Raw genomic sequence first — 15,407 nt, 5'->3', positions numbered from 1 at the left:
GCACCCCTCAGGCGGGGGCGCCGTGGCGGCCCGCGCCGGCCGCGAACCGGGCCGCCCCCGCCGTCGCGTCGGCCGCGAGGGACGCCGCGCCGTAGGCCAGCTCCACCGCGAGGGCCTCCGGCTCGGGCAGGTTCGCGCCGGCCAGCACGGCCGCCCGGTCGTTGCGCAGGCACGCCTGCGGGTGCCGGGCGATCTCGGCGGCCAGCCGCTCGGCCTCCGCGCGGGCCGTGCCCGGCGCGACCAGCCGGTTCACCAACCCCATCGCGTACGCCTCCTCGGCCGGCACCGGTCGGCCCGTGAGGATCAGGTCCATCGCCCGGCTCTCGCCGATCAGCCTCGGCAGCCGGACGGTGCCGCCGTCGACCAGCGGCACGCCCCAGCGTCGGCAGAACACCCCGAGCACCGAGTCGGACTCGGCGACCCGCAGGTCGCACCAGAGCGCCAGCTCCAGCCCGCCGGCCACGGCGTAGCCGGAGATCGCGGCGATCACCGGCTTGGACAGCCGCAGCCGGGTCGGTCCCATCGGTCCGTCGCCGTCCGGCTCGACCCGGTTGCCGCTCGGCGTGCCGATCGCCTTGAGGTCCGCCCCGGCGCAGAACGTGCCGCCGGCCCCCCACAGCACGGCCACCGCCGCCGCCGGGTCGGCCTCGAAGGCGCGGAACGCGTCGGCCAGGGCCCGGGCGGTGGGACCGTCGACGGCGTTGCGGGACGCCGGCCGGTCCAGGATCACCGTGGTCACCGCGGCGGCGTGCTCGACCCGTACCCCCATCGGGACAGCATGCCTGCCCGGGCGTCGACGCACCAGCGTGGACGGGAGCCGGGCGGACGGCCGCGGTGTTCGTACTTCGTACATCGACTTCGCGCGGCGGACAGCGCGGTCCGTGGCCACTTCTCTCGTCTGCCGTCGACGGACAGAATGCCCGCTGGAGGGCCACCGACAGTGCTGAAGTGAACTCGCGCCGTGCGCGTCGCGCCCGTGGCCCGGGTGAGGCGAGGGACGCCGGTCGGCGATGCGGGGAGAGGCCGTGGCAGGACGAACCGGGGCGGGACCTTCCGCGACGAAGCGGGTCGACTGTGGAGACGAGTCGACCGCCGACCCGCCCGGGTCGTGGTCGCGGCTCGTCACGGCCGACCCGGACGAGGCGCACCGCTGGCTGCTGGCGGCCTATCCGGAACACCGGCTACGCGCGTTCGACCGTCGCGCGGGGGCTGTCTTCCGGGCTGCCCACGCGCGGTTCGGCTCGGCGAGCGTCGCCCGGGTGCGCTACCCGATGAACGCGGACAACGATGTGTTCACCCGGGACGTTCTTGGGGTGGCGGAGGTGCTCTCCGGCGGCTGGGGGGTCGACGTCGGGGCCGGGGAGGTGATGGCCGGCGCGGGTGACCTGCTGCTGGTGCCGCCCCGGCGGACCAGGACGATCCTGCACCGCGACATGGAGGTCGTCGCCATGGAGATTCCCCTCGCCGACGTGGAGCGGGTGGCGCAGGAGCGGTGCGGACTCGCGCCGGTCGACCTGCGATTCCAGGGACTGGCGCCGGTGTCCCCGTCCGCCGCGCAGCTCTGGCGCACCACCACGCGTTATCTCACCCAGGTGGCGCTGCCGGTTGCCGCGTTCGGGGCGAACGCCCTGGTGCAGGCGGAGGCGACGGGCCTGCTGGTGGCCGTCGCGCTGGCCACGTTCCCCAACACGACGATGACCGAAGCGCCGACGCGCGGCGCAGGGGCCGTCGCGCCGGCCGCGGTCCGTCGCGCGGTCGCCTACATCGAGCAGCACGCGAACCAGGCCCTGACCGTGACCGACGTGGCGGTCGCGGCCGGGCTGGGCGCGCGGGCGCTCCAGCAGGCATTCCGGAAATACCTCGACACCACACCGACGGGCTACCTGCGGCGGGTGCGCCTGGAGCGGGTACACAGCGACCTCCAGGCCGCCGAGCCCGGCGCGGGGCTCACCGTGGCCGCCGTCGCCGCGCGGTGGGGCTTCGTCCACCTCGGCCGGTTCGCCACCGAGTACCGCCGGGCCTACGGGCAGCCGCCCAGCCGGACCCTGCGGGGCTGACGGACGGCGCGGACCCTGGCCCGTCGGCCGCGCCGGTCGCCGGGCGGGGGAGGAACCGCCCCGGCGTGCCGTTGCGCGGCCCGCGCGCGCCGAGTAGCTAGGCTCCCTCGTGACCGAGGGGTGTGAATCAATGACGTACGGTAGTCATGGCCCGCCGGTGCTCACCCGGTTCTCGACCAGCGATCCGGCCGAGGCGGCGCACGTCTTCGAGACCGCGTACGGCCGCAGCGTGCGGCTGGCCGCCGTGCCGACCGGGCTTCCGTTGCGACACGACCGGTGGAACGCCGGCGCGTTCTGCATCGACGACATCAGCATCTCCCTGGACCTGCGGGTGCAGGCGGAACCACTCGGGTACGTCCTGCTCGCCGCCCCCCGCCGGGGGTGCTTCGGGCACCGGTGCGACGGGGTCGACGAGCTGATCGGGCCCGGCGAGGTCGGCGTGCTCTACCAGCCCGACCTGCCCGGCTCCTCGTGGTCCAGCGACCTGGACGTGACCTCCGTCCTGCTGGACCTCTCGCTGTTCGACCAGGTCGCCCGCGTCGACCCGGACCGCCCGCTGACACCCCTGCGGTTCGCCAGCTTCCGGTCGGTCTGCGCCGATGCCCAGTGGCGGTGGCGGCAGACCGTCCGGTACGCGGAGTCCGTCATCGCCGCCGGTGGCGCGCCGGGCGCGTCGCCGCTCGTGCTCGGCGGCCTCGGCCGCCTGCTCGCCGCGGCGACGCTCGCCGCGTTCCCCAGCAACGCCGTCGTGGCGGACCGGCCGTGCGACCGGGCCGACGCCCACGCGGGGACCCTGCGCCGGGCGATCGCCTTCATCGAGTCCGCCGCCGGGACCGACATCGGTCTCGTCGACATCGCCCGCGCCGCCGCCACCACCCCCCGCGCGGTGCAGCTCGCGTTCCGCAGTCAGCTCGGCACGACCCCCCTGGCCTACCTGCGCCGGGTGCGGCTCGATCTGGCCCGTCGGGACCTGACCCGGGCCGTGCCCGGCGACGGCGTCTCGGTGGCCGCGGTCGCCGCCCGCTGGGGATTCGCCGACCCGCGCCGCTTCGCCGCCCGCTATCTCGCCACGTACGGGGAGCTGCCCGGCCGGACGCTGCGCCGCTGACGCGGGTTAGCATCGCCGGCGGCACGATCATGCGAGGTGCCCCGCCTGCGCGGGGAGAATCGGGAAGCCGGTGCGAATCCGGCACGGGCCCGCCGCGGTGACCGGGGAGCCACCGTCCACGCGCGAGGAGCGCAGCCACTGGCCGTGCGGCTGGGAAGGCGGACGGGCAGGCGTCGATCCGGGAGTCCGAAGACCGGCCTCGCGTCGACCGCCCACCCGTCGAGGTGGGCCGAGCGCAGCGGGAGCCTGCCTGTGGAACTCTACGACGCCATCCGCCGCCGCCGGGACGTCCGGGCCCAGTTCACCGGGGAGCCGGTGCCGGCCGACGCCCTGCACCGGATCCTCGTCGCCGCGCACGCCGCGCCCAGCGTCGGCTACTCGCAGCCGTGGGACTTCGTCCTGGTCCGGGATCCCGCCGTCCGCCGCCGGTTCCACCGGCACGTGCAGGTCGAGCGGGCCGCCTTCGCCGCCACCCTGGACGGCGCGGCGGCCGAACGGTTCGCGCGTATCAAGATCGACGGGGTGCTGGAGTCGACGTTGTCGGTCGTCGTCACCTACGACCCGCAGCGCGGCGGCCCGGCCGTGCTCGGTCGGCACGCCATCGCCGATGCCGGCCTCTACTCGGTCTGCCTGGCCATCCAGAACCTCTGGCTCGCCGCCACCGCCGAGGGGCTGGGCGTCGGGTGGGTCTCCTTCTACCGGGAGCCGTTCCTCGCCGAGCTGCTGGGCGTGCCGGCCGGCATCCGGCCGGTGGCCTGGCTCTGCGTCGGGCCGGTGACGCATCTGGAGGCCGTGCCCGACCTGGAGCGGCACGGGTGGCGGCGGGGCCGGCCCCTCGCCGAGGCGGTGCACCACGACCGCTGGGCGCGGCGGGCGGCTGACCGACCGAACAGCTAATTCAGGTACGTCTATGCGGCGGCTAGGCTGACGTCGCCCTGAGTCATCGCTTAGCTACGTCGGGAGGAGTTCCATGCGTACCACCGTCAAGGTCCTGGCCGCATCCGCCCTCGCCACCCTGGGTCTGGCCGCCGCCGCCACCCCGGCGCTCGCCGCCGCCCCGGCGCCCTTCTGCGAGTCCGGCGCGTCGCAGTTCTACTGCGACGCCAGCAGCACCGGCACGACGACGTGGACCGTCACCTGGTACTCCGGCAGCGTCGGCACCTTCACGACCGCCGGGTCGACCCTCTTCGCCACCTGCCCGGCCAGCAACCTCGGCCACCCCGTACGGGCCAGCTACAGCTACTTCGACGGCAGCGCCACCCAGTACAGCGGGACCACCCAGTTCATCTGCCGCAGCGGCCCCTGGCAGTAGCCGGGCCCCGTCCGGCGTACGCGTGGACCCGCGTACGCCGGACAGCCGCCGCGACTGCCCGGTTTGCGACCGCTTCTGCCGGGAAGTCGGACGGAATGCGGGCACTCTTGACGAAACTCGAACAGGCCTCGACGCTGGACCGGACCGGTGACCGGCTGCAACGCGCCGTCCAGGCCACCCTGCGCCCGCAGCGGGTCCGTGACCTGCTGCACGGCGTCTTCATCGGTCATCCGCTGCACCCGGCACTGGTGCAGGTGCCGGTCGGCTCCTGGATCAGCGCGGCCGTGCTCGACCTGATGCCCGGCCAGCGCCGGGCGGCCACCGCCCTGGTCGGGCTGGGCACCGTCAGCGCCCTCCCCGCGGCGATCGCCGGCCTCAACGACTGGGCGGCCCTCTCCCGGGAGCAGCGCCGCGTCGGACTGGTGCACGCCGCCGCCAACGCCGTCGGCCTGACCCTGTACGCGGGTTCGCTGGCGGCCCGGCTGCGCGGGCGGCACGGCACGGGGCGGGCGCTGGCGTACCTCGGGCTGGGCGCGGCGAGCGCGGGGGCGTACCTCGGCGGGCACCTCGCGTACAAGCAGGGGGCGCAGGTCAACCAGAGCATCTCCGAGCTGCACCGGATCGGCGAGGGCTGGCACCCGCTGGCGGACATGGCCAACCTGCCGCAACGGAAGCTGGTCACCCGCGAGGTCGACGACGTCTCGGTGATCCTCTACCGGCACGGCGACGAGGTCACGGTGATGCTGGAGCGCTGCCCGCACCAGAGCGGCCCGCTCGGCGAGGGCGACGTCACCGAGATCGACGGGCACGCCTGCGTCGTCTGCCCGTGGCACGGGAGCGCGTTCCGGCTCAACGGGGGCGAGGTCATGCACGGGCCGTCCGGTAACGACCAGCAGATCCTGCCGACCCGGGTGGTCGACGGGGTCCTGGAGGCCCGGCTGCCCTGAGCCCGGGTTCGGTGGCCCGCGCCGCGCCGCGCCTTGGGCCGCGCCGCGCCGGGCTCCGGGCCGCGCTGCGGGCCGCGCCGCGCCCGGCGGGACCGCCGCCATGTCGGCGACATGGCGGTTTCCCTCGCGCCGGATACCCCCATGTCGGCGACATGAAGTCGATCAAGGATCCCGCCTGGCTCCGCCCGGCTCGGTCCGCCCGGTCCGCGCCGGCCCGCCCGGTCCGCGCCGGCTGGGGTCAGTCCCGGCGGTGCCGTCCGGTGACGAGGGCCCGCGCGCTGTTGGTGGCCCGGACGACCGCCGGCCGGCGGCGCAGCCCGAGAACCGCCCCGATCTGCGCCCCGACGATGCTGGCGACGGCGAGCACCGCCGAGACGGCGAGCGGCCGGTTCACCTGGTCGCCCGCGCCCGCCCGGGACGCTCCGGCGGCCATCGCCGGCTGGGGGCCGGAGGGCGGCTGGGCGACCTGCTGGGTGCCGTGTGACGAGCCGTCCGACGACGAACCGGCGGGCGGCTGGGCGGTGGAGGGGCCGGGGGCGGGGCGGGTGGCCCGTGGCGAGGTGGGCGAGGGCGGGATGGGCGAGGGCTGCGCCGCACCCGGCGCGTCGGCGGCGGGCGGGGTGCCGGGGGCCGACGGCGGCCGGGGGGTGGCCGTACCGCCGGGGGTGGGCGTCGTGGGCCGGACCACCAGCTTCCCGGTGGCGTGCCGGCGGGCCCCGGCGTCGTGGACGCCGTCGGGCAGCGTGATCAGCTGCCCGGGGCGGATGCGGTCCGGGTCGCCCAGCCGGTTGAGCTTCGCCACGTCCCGGTAGCGGTCGAAGTCGTCGAGGTAGCGCTCGGCGACCTCGCCCAGGTAGTCGCCCTTCGCCACCCGGTACACCGCCGGCTCCGCCTCCTGCCGGAGCCCGGCCGCCGCGGCGGCCGGCGGCGTCGCGGCCCGCGCGTCGACCACCGGCAGCGCGGCGACCGGGCGGGCCGCCGGCGCCCCGGCGACGACGGCGGCGGGTGCGGCGGCGGGGTACGGGCCGGACAGCACGGTGGCCGCGCTGGCGGCGGCCGGGCTCGCCGCGATGATCAGGGCCACCGAACCGACCAACGCCGCTGCGGCGCGCTGCTGCCGGCTCATGCCGGGCAGCCGGGGCGCCGGCCGGCGCAGCGTCTGCGCGCCCAGCTCCACGAGCACGGAGAAGGCGAAGGTGATCCAGCCGAACCAGCCGACCAGGGCCAGCGCCCGCAGGAAGAGCTGGCCGTCGTCGCGGCTGGTCAGCGTGGTGCCGACCTCGGCGAGGGTGGGCAGGTGATCGGGCAGCGGGTTCCCGGCGAACGCGATCAGCGCCACCGGCCCCCCGACCAGCACGGCGATCAGCACGACCAGCGCGCCGAACCCGGTGAGTACCTGCCCGACCCGCCGTGCGGCGGAGCGACCCGGTGCGGCCATGGCGTGCCTTCCCTTCCTAGGGGCCCTCGGTGAGGGCGCGTGCGGTGGCCTCGCCGGAGACGGTGACGTCCGCGCCGAAGCCGAAGAAGCCGAGCAGGTAGCGGTCGTAGGTGACGGTGACCTGTACGCGGATGAGCTTCTCCCCGTCGACGACGGGGAACTCGACGCTGTGGTCGGTGGCGCCGGCCGCGGCGAGGTAACTCGTCACCGCCGCCCTGGCCGCCGCCTCGTCGATCTCCTTGCGGCCGCCCTGGATGGCCTTCGCCCGGTCGATGGACTGGCCGCCGGTGCGGGCCGCCTCGGCGGCCAGGTTGTCGGCCAGTTGCCGGGAGCGCAACTGCCCGGCGCCGTCGAAGGCCAGGCCGATGATCGCGAGGACGCCGATCATCGCCGCCGCCAGGAACAGGCTGACCCGGCCGTCGTCGCCGCGCCACCGACGCCCCGCCCCGGCGGCGCGGGTGGAGCCCGCACCCTCGCCCCGGTCTTCGGCTGGGGCGGGGTGCGCGGCCGCACCGGGGACGCGGGCGGTCACGACCGGCTCCGGTAGCGGTCCAGCGGGGAGGTGAAGCTGGCCGAGATCGTCCGGCTGGCCGCCATGTCGGGCAGCAGCGCCAGGTCGATGTCGGTGAAGGAGACGGTGCAGGTGACCTGCACCGTCACGGCGGCCGTCGTGCCGGGGCCGCTGTCGAACGCCTCGGCGAAGCTGGTCGGCGAGCCGCCCACCGAGCCGCGCAGGGTGAGCGAGGGCTGGCCGGCGCAGTTGGCCCGCTGCCAGTCGAGTTGGCTCTGCGCGGCGGTCAGGGCCTGCTCGCGGGCTGTCTCGGCGTCCCGGGAGATGGACGCGGCGCGGGCGGCGTCGTGCGCGGCCGACTGGACCGCCTCCTGCGCGATCGCGGTACGCCCGGCGACGCCGGCCAGCACCATCAGCCCGATGAACGCCGGGGCGAGGACGGCCACCTCGATGGCGACCGAGCCGCGCTCGGCTGCGGGGCGACGGCGGCGGCTCATCCGGTCGTCCACCGTTCGATCGTGCCGTGCGCGGTCTGGCGCACCGGGAAGCTGACGCCGGGGATGACCGACAACGAGTCCCCGCTGACCGTGCAGGTCACCTCGGCGACGCCGGTGACGCAGGCGGGCCCCGGCTGGTCCCAGCCGACCAGCCAGTCCCCGGCGGCGGTGAGGAAGTCGACCGCCCGCGCCTCGCCGGCCCCGGCGGGGGCCTCGTACAGGCGCTGGGCGTTGACCGCGCTCTGCGCGGCGTTGAGCGCGGTGGCGCGGGCGACGAACCAGGCGGCGACCTGGATCGAGGCGAACAGCAGCACGAGGATCGCCGGCATCACCACCGCCAGCTCCACCGGGTTGGCCCCCCGGTCGGCCCCGCCGCCGGCGAGCCGCCGTCGGACCGCCCGGCCGAGCCGTACGCCGTCGGCGAGCCGCCGCGGGGCCCGCCGGTCGAGGCCGGCCCCTGGCCGGGGTGGCCCGTGGCGGCGCAGGCCGGCGGGCCGGTCGGCGGGTGCCGACCGGCTCCGGTCCACGAAGGCGGGACGATGGGTCACTACGGTGCCGTCGGGGCCTGGTGGTCGGGGATGTTGCTCATCCAGTCGTTGGCCTTGGCCAGGGCGAAGCCGGTGACGGCGATCGCCACGGCGACCAGCCCAAAGATGATCACCGCGGTCGGGACAGGGCTGTCGCCCCGCTCGCCGTCGCGGCGCAGCTCGGCCAGCCGTGTCGTCAGCGCGACGTGCAGGTAGGTGATGAGGTGCATGGCGTGCTCCTTCGGAGGGGGAGGGGTTTCACAACCGGGCGAGGAACGGATAGACGGCGAAGCCGAGCAGCACGAAGACCAGCAGGGAGCCCGGAATGTCCAGCCGGCTGGTGACGCCCTCGGCGCGGGCCAGGTTGTCGGTGCGGATCTGGTCGCGCAGGGAGTCGGCCCGGCTGCGCAGCGTCTCGTGCACCTGCGCGCCCTCGCTGCCCGACGAGCGCATGATCGCCCCGACGTCGCCCAGCTCCGGGATGCCGATCCGGTCGGCCAGCTCGCGCAGCTCGTCCCACGGCGAGTGCATCTGCATCTGGGCGATCCGCAGCGACTCCCGGATCCGGTCGAAGACCCAGCCGTCGCAGACCGCCGCGGCCCGCTCCAGCGCCTGCACCGGGCCGTGCGCGGCCGAGAGCTGCAACGCCACCAGGTCCAGGTAGGTGCAGACCGCCTGGCGGAACTCGTCCCGGGCGGCGTCCGCGCGGGTCAGCACGCTGCGGTGCGCGATCAGGGCGGCGACGAACGCCATGCCGAGGCTGCCCAGCAGCGGCACGGCCAGCGGCACGGACACGCCGCCGAGGAAGAGCACCGCGCCGAGGAAGGTCGGGGTGACCAGCCCCACCAGGGCGGAGAGCAGCAGGGACAGGGCGTACTGCTCGGGGGTGCGGTCGAGCAGGGCGAGCTGCCGGTGCGGCGGGCGCAGCCAGCGGGCGAACCCGCCGATCCAGTCGGGCCCGCGCCCCGTGACGGCCCGGCCGGTGCCCGGCGGCTGGTGCAGCCGGCGCAGGGCGGGGCCGAGCGCCGGAGCGGCCGGCAGGGCTTCCCGGACCACCAGGAACAGCCCGAGGCCCACCGCCGCCCCGCCGACGACGGCCAGGGTGAGATGCCAGTTGAGGATCACCCGATCGCCTCCGCCGGGTCGGGGGCGGGCAGGAAACGCGCCGGACGGGGCGGCTGGCTCATCGACCGCACCCAGGCCAGCAGCCCGACGAACGCCGCGCCGAGCACGAACATCACGACCTGCCCGACTGGCGTCCCGTACGGGCGGACGTAGTCGGTGTTGACCAGCCCGTACGCGACGGTCAGCAGGGTCATCCCGGTGAGGAAGCGCACCGCGAAGCGCGGCTGGGTGCGCTTGGCCTCGATCTCCCGCCGGGTGGCGACCTCGGCGGCGGCGGCACCCGCGATCGAGCCGAGCACGTCGCCGAGCCGCTCGCCCCGGTCGGACAGGTGCAGGATCAGCGCCGCGACGACCTGGTCGCACACCGGGTCGCCGATCTCGTCGGCGAACGCGAGCAGCGCGGACTTCGCCAGCCAGCCGGCCTGGAGGCGGGCGGCGAGCAGGCGTACCTCCTCCTGGATCTCCGCCGGGGCGGTGGCCAGCGTGCCGAGGATGGCCTGCTGGAGGCCCTGACCGGTCGACGAGACGTCCTTGAGCCGGCGGGTCCACTCGCCGACGGCCTCGATCCGGGCGATGGCCCGCTGCTCGGCCCGGCCGACGGTGAACAGCCACGGCGCGCCGGGCACCGCCACGGCGACCAGCAGGCCGACCACCGGCAGCCCGGTGAGCAGGAACGCCAGGGCGCCGGCCAGCACCGCCCCGCCGAGCAGGAGCTGGTGGTTGCGCCGTTGCCGGGGTGTGCCGGAGCCCAGCCAGAGCCGGCTCAGCCCACCGCCGGGCCCCGTGCCGGGGGCCGGACCGGCCGGTCGGGTGGTGCCGACCAGCGCCACGACGGCGAGCACCAGGCCGGCCACGCAGGCCGCGCCGGAGACCACCGCGATCAGCTCGATGTTGGCGGTCACCGGGCCACCACCCGCGCACCGAGCCGGGTGTGCCGGGGTCGCCGCCACGCGCCCGTGCCGGCGTCGATCCACCGGCCCAGCAGCCGGGCGTCGTAGCCCACCCGCAGCAACTGGTCGCGGACGCGTTCCGGCAGGTGCCGGGGGACCGCCCGGCCGTCCGGGCCCGGACCGAAGACCGTGGTGGTGGTGATCCGGCTGCCCTCGCCGACGCCGATGACCTCCTCGACGTGGGAGACGAAGCGGTGCTTGCGCCCGCCGATCGCGGTCTCGTCCTCGACGGTGACGTAGACGATCAGGTCGAGGGCGTTGCCGGCCATCCGGCGGGCCTGGTCGACGGTCATCTCCCGGCCGTGGGAGAGCGCCAGCTCGACGATCCGCTCGCCCACCCCGCCCGGCGACCGGGCGTGGATGGTGCACATCGACCCCCGGCTGGTGGTCATGGCCTGGAGCATCGGCACGATCTCCCGGGACCGCACCTCGCCGACGATGATCCGCAGCACGCCCATCCGCAGCGAGACGGGGATCAGGTCGGCGATGCTCACCTCGCCGGCCGGGCGGCCGTCCAGCCCGCGTTCGCCGTGCCCCTCGCGGGCCTCGAAGCTCATCACCGCCCGGTGCTTGTGCCCCCGGCGGGTGGGCAGCAGCTCCCGGCTCTCCTCCAGCAGCACGTACGGCTCGTCGGCCGGGATCTCGTCCATCAGCGCCCGGATGACGGTGGTCTTGCCCGCCCCGGCCAGGCCGGCGACCATGATGTTCAGCCCGGCCCGCATGGATGCCCGGAGGAAGTCGCGCAGCAGCGGGTCGATCATCTCGTCCAGGTCGCCCCGGCCACCGGCGATGTCGTCGAGGCTCACCTCGAGGGTGTTGTGCTTACGGATCACCGCGTACGGGCGGTGGCTGACCAGGAACACCGCGGCGAGGCGGCTGCCGTCGGGCAACTGGAGGTCGAGGGTCGGCTTCGAGGTGGACAGCGACCGCTCGGTCGCCCCGGCCCGGCGGGCCGCCGCCTGGAGGATCTCCACCAGCTCGTCGTCGCTGTCGGCGATCGGGTCGGCCCAGTCGACCCCGCCGCCGTGCCGGGTGATGCGCACCTGGTCGCAGCCGAGGATGTGCACCTCCTCGATGCTGCCGTCGACCAGCAGCGTCTGGAGCCGCCCCAGGCCGACCAGCTCGGCGGTCACCTGGTCGAGCAACAGCCGCTCCTCGCCGGCGGCCATCGGGGTGCCGGCCCGGCGGACCGCGTCCGCGTACTCGGCGACCACCGCGACGGCGAGCCGGGCCCGCTCGACGTCCTCGGCGTCGGCGTCGAACTCCCGACCGCGCTGCCACAGGGTGAGCCGCTCGCTGAGCTCGCGGCGCAGCTCGCGTACCACCGCGAAGTCGACCCGGGGCCGGGGCGGCGCCGGCGCGACGGGCGGTGCCCCCGCCGGCGGCGCGGACTGCGGGTGGTTGCCCGGCGGGGGGGTCGGCTGGCCGCCGGCCGGCGCGGGGGCGAGCGGCGGCGCGATGGAGGTCGCGGCGGGCTGCCGCGCCACCCGGGGGTCGTGCGACACCGGCTCAAACCGCACCCGGCACCCCCTGGGTGACGGGCCAGGCCAGCCGCGCCCGGCGGCGGTCCAGCAGCGCCCGGACCGGCACCTCCAGGGCGCCGGCCGCGCGCATCAACGGCCGTCCGGCCCGCAGGGTCCCGCCGAGGGTCAACACCTCCGCGGTACGCGGGTCGTCCGGCAGCCGCGCGATCACCGGCAGCCGCAGCGCCTTGCTGATCTCGCCCCGACCGTGGCCGTCGCCGACCGGCAGCAGCCGCAGCGTGCCCGGCGGCACCCGGTGCTCGGTGAAGTCCCGCTCGATCGCCCGCACCATGGCCTGCGTGGCGGAGAGGTCGGGCAGCCGCGCCCGGGTGACCAGGAGGACCACGGCGGCGGCGCGCAGGACCGGCCACGGCGGGCCGGCGACCTGGAGCCGACCGCAGTCGACGAGCACGTCGTACGGGGGGTCGCCGCGCTCCAGGTCGAGGAAGAAGTCGGTGAACCGCTGCCAGAGCGGGGCGACGCTGCCGGCCTGGGCCGGGTCGACGACGCCGGGCAGCAGCAGCCGCTCCCGGCGCGGGGCGTCCAGGTCGACCAGTTGCGACCAGAACGCCGTCTCCAGGCTGCCGTCGCGCAGCTCCCCGACGGCCAGCTCGCCGATGCCCCGGGGCCCGTCCAGCGCCCCGCCGAGATAGCCGGCGAGGATCGAGCCGCCGGCCGGGTCGCACTCGGCGAGGATCAGCCGCCGGTGCCAGGTCAGGGCGCAGGCGAGCGCGGACGCGGTGACGCCCGGCGAGCCCTTGGCCGAGACCAGCGCGATGATCGCCATGCTCAGGCCGCCCGGGTCAGCACGACCGCGATCCGGCTCTGGGCGGCGAGCGCCACCACGGCGGGCACGTCGCGGGCGGTGAGCGCGACGTAGACCACGACGCTGCTGGTGCTCGGGGTGGCCGTGTCGATGACGGTCGCCTCGAACCGGGTGCTGGAGGCGGACTGCCCGCCGGAGCTGCGGTCCGGGGTGCTGACCAGCAGCACCCGGTCGCCGGGGTGCAGCCGTTTCGCCGGCACCCGGCCCGGGGCGAGGTCGAGCGCGAGCTGCTGCTGGCCGGGGCCGAGCAGCGGGTCGTCGGTGAGCTGGCCGAGGGTCAGCAGGGTGCCCGGGGTGAGGGCGACGGCCGCCCGCATGCCGACCACGTCGTCGAGCTGGGCGGCCGGCACCGGCCGCAGCCCCTGGCCGCCGGCCACCTGCACGGTGACCAGGTCGTCCGCGTCGAGCGTGCGGCCCACCTCGACGGCGCGGGCGACCGCCAGGTAGCTGCCGGTGGCCCGCACGGAGGTGACCGCGAACGCCGCGCCGAGGCCGCCGAGGGCGATCAGCAGCACGGCGAGGCCGAGCAGGCCGGGCCGGACGCGCCGCTGCCGGACCACCCGGGGCGGTGCGACGGGAGCGTCCACCGGCTGCCCGGTCCCGTTGCGCGTAGCGAGACTCACCGCGTCACCACCTGAAGTTCGTCGATCTGGACCTGGACGATGCCGCTGGTGCGGGTCTGCGGGATCTCGCCCCGCACGCCGTTGGTGGCCGTCCAGTCGACGGTCCAGTGGGTCGTGGCGAAGATCTCGTACGTGTCGGCCTTCGCGTAGCCGGCGTAGCCGCAGTCCGGCGAGGGGCCGCCGGCACCCGGGCCCTGCGGGTCGTACCGGGTGCCGGGGCCGTGGCAGGTGACCTTGTCGTCGTTGCCCATGTCCCACACGATCTTGTCGACCTTCGCGGTGATGTGCACCGTCAGGCCCCGGTCGGAGGCCGAGGCCTCCAGCGTGCCGAAGTAGCTCTCGCCGGGGCTCGCCCACATCCACACCGGCAGGCCGACCAGCCCGGGGCCGATGCTCTTGCGGGGCGCGACGGTCGCCCGGGGCGGCAGCAGCGAGATCGAGGCGAGCGCCCGGCGGGCCAGCTCCTCCGGATCGGGCGGGGTGCCGTAGCCGGGCGGCGGCGCGTCCAGCAGAACCTCGTGCTGGGTGCCGAGGTCGCCACCGTTGCAGGTGGCCGTGTACCACTGCTTGCCCTCGGGCGTGCCCTCCGGCTGCGGCTGCGACAGCTTGTAGTAGCAGCCGTCGCCGTTGTTGAACCAGCCGAGGACGTCGTCGTAGCAGGCGATGACCCTGCCGTTCCACTGGCACGTGCCGCTGCCGCCGCTCGATCCGTCGCCGTCGCCGGGGTTTCCGCCGCCGGGATTGCCGGGGTTGCCCGGGTCGTCGTCCCAGACGTCGCAGTCGTTCTGGCCGATGGGGCACTCGATGCCGCCCTCGCGGGCCGCCGCGACGGTGGCGGTCGGTGGGGCCGCCGCGACGGCGAGCGCGAGGACCACGCCGATCGCGGTCAGCAGCCGTGCGGGGTGGGTCGCGGCGAGCAGCCGCCCGGGGCGGAGCGTGGAGGGCAGCCCGGGGCGGGCGGCGGGCGGTCGTGCCGGGCGGGCGGCGGAATCAGCCACGCGGCGGGCCCACCGGGTCAGCACGGCTGGTCCTCGTGGCCGGCACCGTAGTTGATCAACCACCGGCCGTGGTACCGGGTGGCCGTCGCGGTGGCCAGGTGCCGGCCGCCGCCCGAGCCGGGCACCACCCGTTTGGTCTTGGCGTCGACCAGCCGGTAGCCGGTGGTGTCCAGGCAGTCCTGGATCTCCACGGTGGCGGGGACGGAGTCCAGGCTCACCGAGGTGACGGTGGGGTCGGAAACGAAAGTTCCGGTACGCACGGCACCGTGCTCCTTAGCTTCGCGAATTGCCAGTCGGACCCTGGTCAACAACGGGTCGGCCAGGAATTTGGCCAGTTCAGGGTGGCGCGGATCGCTGCGTCGGCTCGCCGCCCGTGATGCCGCGAGATATCCGGAATAGGCGGCGAGTGCCGCCTCGCGGGCCGCCCGTTCCTCCGCCGCGGAATGGGTCGCGGTGGCGCTCGGCCCTGCCGTCGCATGGGGCCGCGCGGCGGCTTCCGGCTTCGCGCCGCAGGCGGCCACCGGTGCGGCGGTCAGGGCCGTGACCAGTAAGATCATCCATCGGCCGGGGCGCCGTGTTCGCAACGCCGTGCCTCCTCGCTGGCGACCCGGGGCGGGGGGTGCACCGACCGTCTCCGGGGCATGCGGCAGTGCGCCCCGGATCGACTCATCCGGGCCTTTCTGTCCACCGCCGTATTTACCTGTGCTGATCTTCCAAGAGCCGTGCACCGATGTCTTCTGTGGCCTCCGACGCCTCATGCTGGGGTTGCGCCGTACTCAAGGGGCGAGCATAAGCTGGCGTCCGGCAATGCAACAGAGGCAATCTGTTCGAATACTCTGAGTGACGAACGGCGGTGATCGCGGATGGCGGGAGTCGATGTCCTGTGTCGCGCCCCGTTGCTGTACGGTGGCCGCCGTCACAGTGTCGAGGTGTCGACGGCGGCTGGTCCGTTCGGCGCGAATGGC

At 75.6% G+C, this 15,407-nt stretch carries 18 protein-coding genes and 1 riboswitch; of the genes, 5 read left to right on the top strand and 13 right to left on the bottom strand.

All coding sequences use genetic code 11. The features are described from left to right. Window positions 1-7: 7 nt before the first annotated feature. A complete protein-coding gene (locus HDA31_RS28805) occupies window positions 8-769 on the bottom strand; it encodes a crotonase/enoyl-CoA hydratase family protein (RefSeq protein WP_178062849.1) in 762 nt (253 codons plus the stop codon). Between the two features lie 256 nt (window positions 770-1,025). On the opposite strand from HDA31_RS28805, the gene HDA31_RS28800 reads away from it, so the two are divergent. From HDA31_RS28800 to HDA31_RS28780, 5 genes are all read left to right on the top strand, one after another. After that, window positions 1,026-2,057: an AraC family transcriptional regulator gene (locus HDA31_RS28800; RefSeq protein WP_219824979.1), complete on the top strand. Its 1,032-nt coding sequence runs from the start codon at window positions 1,026-1,028 to the stop codon at window positions 2,055-2,057. A gap of 130 nt (window positions 2,058-2,187) precedes the next feature. Beyond that, complete coding sequence (locus tag HDA31_RS28795; RefSeq protein ID WP_178062850.1) at window positions 2,188-3,165, top strand: helix-turn-helix domain-containing protein; 978 nt, start codon at window positions 2,188-2,190, stop codon at window positions 3,163-3,165. A 17-nt stretch (window positions 3,166-3,182) separates the two neighbouring features. Next, window positions 3,183-3,381: riboswitch (cobalamin riboswitch) on the top strand. Window positions 3,382-3,417: 36 nt separating this feature from the next. Further along, on the top strand, window positions 3,418-4,062 hold the full coding sequence (bluB, locus tag HDA31_RS28790; protein ID WP_178062851.1) for a 5,6-dimethylbenzimidazole synthase: 645 nt from the start codon (window positions 3,418-3,420) through the stop codon (window positions 4,060-4,062). Between the two features lie 73 nt (window positions 4,063-4,135). Further along, window positions 4,136-4,477: a hypothetical protein gene (locus HDA31_RS28785; RefSeq protein WP_178062852.1), complete on the top strand. Its 342-nt coding sequence runs from the start codon at window positions 4,136-4,138 to the stop codon at window positions 4,475-4,477. Window positions 4,478-4,572: 95 nt separating this feature from the next. Then, on the top strand, window positions 4,573-5,424 hold the full coding sequence (locus HDA31_RS28780; protein WP_178062853.1) for a Rieske (2Fe-2S) protein: 852 nt from the start codon (window positions 4,573-4,575) through the stop codon (window positions 5,422-5,424). Between the two features lie 238 nt (window positions 5,425-5,662). Here the strand turns inward: HDA31_RS28780 and HDA31_RS28775 are convergent, their stop codons facing one another. From HDA31_RS28775 to HDA31_RS28720, 12 genes are all read right to left on the bottom strand, one after another. Beyond that, window positions 5,663-6,862: a LysM peptidoglycan-binding domain-containing protein gene (locus tag HDA31_RS28775; RefSeq protein ID WP_178062854.1), complete on the bottom strand. Its 1,200-nt coding sequence runs from the start codon at window positions 6,860-6,862 to the stop codon at window positions 5,663-5,665. A gap of 16 nt (window positions 6,863-6,878) precedes the next feature. Next, window positions 6,879-7,250: a hypothetical protein gene (locus HDA31_RS28770; RefSeq protein WP_246384636.1), complete on the bottom strand. Its 372-nt coding sequence runs from the start codon at window positions 7,248-7,250 to the stop codon at window positions 6,879-6,881. A 140-nt stretch (window positions 7,251-7,390) separates the two neighbouring features. Next, on the bottom strand, window positions 7,391-7,870 hold the full coding sequence (locus tag HDA31_RS28765) for a TadE/TadG family type IV pilus assembly protein (protein WP_178067006.1): 480 nt from the start codon (window positions 7,868-7,870) through the stop codon (window positions 7,391-7,393). Next, window positions 7,867-8,355, bottom strand: coding sequence for a TadE/TadG family type IV pilus assembly protein (locus HDA31_RS28760; RefSeq protein ID WP_178067005.1), 489 nt, complete (start codon window positions 8,353-8,355; stop codon window positions 7,867-7,869). Before HDA31_RS28760 ends, HDA31_RS28765 begins: the two co-directional genes overlap by 4 nt. 62 nt (window positions 8,356-8,417) lie before the next feature. Further along, the gene (locus HDA31_RS28755; RefSeq protein WP_178062855.1) at window positions 8,418-8,627 is read right to left on the bottom strand and encodes a hypothetical protein; all 210 of its coding nucleotides are present in this window, start codon (window positions 8,625-8,627) and stop codon (window positions 8,418-8,420) included. Window positions 8,628-8,655: 28 nt separating this feature from the next. Next, a complete protein-coding gene (locus HDA31_RS28750; protein WP_178067007.1) occupies window positions 8,656-9,519 on the bottom strand; it encodes a type II secretion system F family protein in 864 nt (287 codons plus the stop codon). Further along, on the bottom strand, window positions 9,519-10,472 hold the full coding sequence (locus HDA31_RS28745) for a type II secretion system F family protein (protein WP_376701421.1): 954 nt from the start codon (window positions 10,470-10,472) through the stop codon (window positions 9,519-9,521). The genes HDA31_RS28750 and HDA31_RS28745 overlap by 1 nt, the downstream gene beginning before the upstream one ends. Then, window positions 10,421-11,992 carry a TadA family conjugal transfer-associated ATPase gene (locus HDA31_RS28740; RefSeq protein ID WP_178062857.1) on the bottom strand — a complete coding sequence of 524 codons (1,572 nt, stop codon included), beginning with the start codon at window positions 11,990-11,992 and terminating at the stop codon, window positions 10,421-10,423. Before HDA31_RS28740 ends, HDA31_RS28745 begins: the two co-directional genes overlap by 52 nt. Beyond that, a complete protein-coding gene (locus HDA31_RS28735; RefSeq protein ID WP_074475551.1) occupies window positions 11,982-12,782 on the bottom strand; it encodes a CpaE/TadZ family protein in 801 nt (266 codons plus the stop codon). Before HDA31_RS28735 ends, HDA31_RS28740 begins: the two co-directional genes overlap by 11 nt. A gap of 2 nt (window positions 12,783-12,784) precedes the next feature. Beyond that, the gene (locus tag HDA31_RS28730; protein ID WP_074475550.1) at window positions 12,785-13,444 is read right to left on the bottom strand and encodes an SAF domain-containing protein; all 660 of its coding nucleotides are present in this window, start codon (window positions 13,442-13,444) and stop codon (window positions 12,785-12,787) included. After that, on the bottom strand, window positions 13,441-14,466 hold the full coding sequence (locus tag HDA31_RS28725) for a hypothetical protein (protein ID WP_376701420.1): 1,026 nt from the start codon (window positions 14,464-14,466) through the stop codon (window positions 13,441-13,443). The genes HDA31_RS28730 and HDA31_RS28725 overlap by 4 nt, the downstream gene beginning before the upstream one ends. Beyond that, window positions 14,460-14,999, bottom strand: coding sequence for a hypothetical protein (locus HDA31_RS28720; RefSeq protein ID WP_282323525.1), 540 nt, complete (start codon window positions 14,997-14,999; stop codon window positions 14,460-14,462). Before HDA31_RS28720 ends, HDA31_RS28725 begins: the two co-directional genes overlap by 7 nt. Between the last annotated feature and the right edge of the window lie 408 nt (window positions 15,000-15,407).

This window comes from Micromonospora carbonacea (assembly GCF_014205165.1).
In the GTDB taxonomy this organism is placed as follows: Bacteria; Actinomycetota; Actinomycetes; order Mycobacteriales; family Micromonosporaceae; genus Micromonospora; species Micromonospora carbonacea.
Note: the sequence above shows the minus strand (reverse complement) of the source record. Positions and strands in the feature narration are given on the sequence as shown.

What these genes read in the sequence shown, in the direction of transcription:
- HDA31_RS28805 (WP_178062849.1), bottom strand. Translation starts at nt 769, where the DNA reads ATGGGGGTACGGGTCGAGCACGCCGCCGCGGTGACCACGGTGATCCTG.
- HDA31_RS28795 (WP_178062850.1), top strand. Translation starts at nt 2,188, where the DNA reads ATGACGTACGGTAGTCATGGCCCGCCGGTGCTCACCCGGTTCTCGACC.
- HDA31_RS28785 (WP_178062852.1), top strand. Translation starts at nt 4,136, where the DNA reads ATGCGTACCACCGTCAAGGTCCTGGCCGCATCCGCCCTCGCCACCCTG.
- HDA31_RS28780 (WP_178062853.1), top strand. Translation starts at nt 4,573, where the DNA reads ATGCGGGCACTCTTGACGAAACTCGAACAGGCCTCGACGCTGGACCGG.
- HDA31_RS28775 (WP_178062854.1), bottom strand. Translation starts at nt 6,862, where the DNA reads ATGGCCGCACCGGGTCGCTCCGCCGCACGGCGGGTCGGGCAGGTACTC.
- HDA31_RS28770 (WP_246384636.1), bottom strand. Translation starts at nt 7,250, where the DNA reads ATGATCGGCGTCCTCGCGATCATCGGCCTGGCCTTCGACGGCGCCGGG.
- HDA31_RS28765 (WP_178067006.1), bottom strand. Translation starts at nt 7,870, where the DNA reads ATGAGCCGCCGCCGTCGCCCCGCAGCCGAGCGCGGCTCGGTCGCCATC.
- HDA31_RS28755 (WP_178062855.1), bottom strand. Translation starts at nt 8,627, where the DNA reads ATGCACCTCATCACCTACCTGCACGTCGCGCTGACGACACGGCTGGCC.
- HDA31_RS28735 (WP_074475551.1), bottom strand. Translation starts at nt 12,782, where the DNA reads ATGGCGATCATCGCGCTGGTCTCGGCCAAGGGCTCGCCGGGCGTCACC.
- HDA31_RS28720 (WP_282323525.1), bottom strand. Translation starts at nt 14,999, where the DNA reads ATGATCTTACTGGTCACGGCCCTGACCGCCGCACCGGTGGCCGCCTGC.